Raw genomic sequence first — 1,535 nt, 5'->3', positions numbered from 1 at the left:
TAAAGATTATAACATGACTCAACTTACTCTACCAATGGAAACTTCAGTTCTTATCCCCACAAATGATATTTCACGACATGTAAATGATATTATAGAAACAATTCCCGAGACAAAATTCGATGAATTTAGACATCATCGAGGTGCAACATCATACCACCCAAAAATGATGTTAAAAGTAGTTCTATATGCCTACACACAATCTGTGTTTTCAGGACGTAAGATAGAAAAATTACTCAATGATAGTATCCGAATGATGTGGCTATCACAAAATCAAAAAACTTCTTATAAAACAATTAATCGATTTAGAGTAAATCTAAAAGTAGATGCTTTATTAGAATCATTATTTATTCAATTTCATAGTCAGTGTTTGAAACAAAATCTTATAGATGATCAGGCCATTTTTATTGATGGTACGAAAGTTGAGGCAAATGCCAATCGATATACATTCGTATGGAAAAAAGTATTCACAACCATGAGTCAAGGATGAATGAAAACTCTAAAGTACTCTATCATGAATTGGTGATAAATAAAATCAAACCTGAGATTAAAAAAGATCACGATAATAACTTAACAAAAGAAGAAATAGATTTGATTGGTAGTCATTTAGATAAAGAAATCGAAGATTTAAACCAACATATCGATAATGAAAAATGTACTAAAATAAGAAAACAAATACGGCTCAAAAGAACTAAAATTAAAAAATACAAAAAGCAAATTAATGATTACTCTAAGCGAAAGCATAAATACGAAGTCCAAAAATCTATTTTAAAGGATAGAAATAGTTATTCTAAAACAGACCACGATGCCACATTTATGAGAATGAAAGAAGATTATATGAAAAATGGACAACTTAAACCGGGGTATAATTTACAAATAGCGACAAATTCTCAATTTGTTTTATTTTATGATGTGTATCAAAATCCGACTAATACAAGAACAATGATACCTTTTTAAAATACAATCCAAGAGACCTACGGTCATTTACCTGAATATATTGTAGCTGACGCAGGTTATGGTAGCGAAGCCAATTATATGGCAATGATAGATAATTTTAATCGAACGCCACTCATAACTTATGGAATGTTTAAAAAAGATAAAACTAAAAAATATAAAAGTGACATCTTCAATACTCGTAATTGGGATTATTACGAAATTAACGATGAATTCATTTGTCTGAACAATCAAAGACTAGGATTTAAAAGATATGCCTATCGTCATGATAAATATAGTTTTAAACGAAACTTTAAATTATATGAATGTGATGATTGTTCAGAATGTCCTCTGAAACAACAATGTATGAACTTCAAATCAAAAACAAATAAAAAAATAATGAAAAATTATAATAGAGAACTAGGATTTGTGCTAATGGTACTTAATATAAGAGAAGTAACAGCTCAACGAGCTGAAAATAATCAAAAAAATTATAACAAAGACAATTTCTATATTATTTCAATAGAAATTGTCTTTGTTTACTTATCCTGGGACTTTATGTCCCACACTCCTTCCTACGATTAGTCAAGTACTTATAATTAAAA

General features: G+C 28.6%; 1 pseudogene. It reads left to right on the top strand.

Going from position 1 to position 1,535, the window contains the following annotated elements:
* Nucleotides 1-1,515: pseudogene (locus HMPREF3058_RS11660) on the top strand (IS1182 family transposase); the annotation flags it as partial.
* Nucleotides 1,516-1,535: the final 20 nt, after the last annotated feature.

The organism is Staphylococcus sp. HMSC068G11, assembly GCF_001815825.1.
Lineage (GTDB): Bacteria > Bacillota > Bacilli > Staphylococcales > Staphylococcaceae > Staphylococcus > Staphylococcus epidermidis.
Note: the sequence above shows the minus strand (reverse complement) of the source record. Positions and strands in the feature narration are given on the sequence as shown.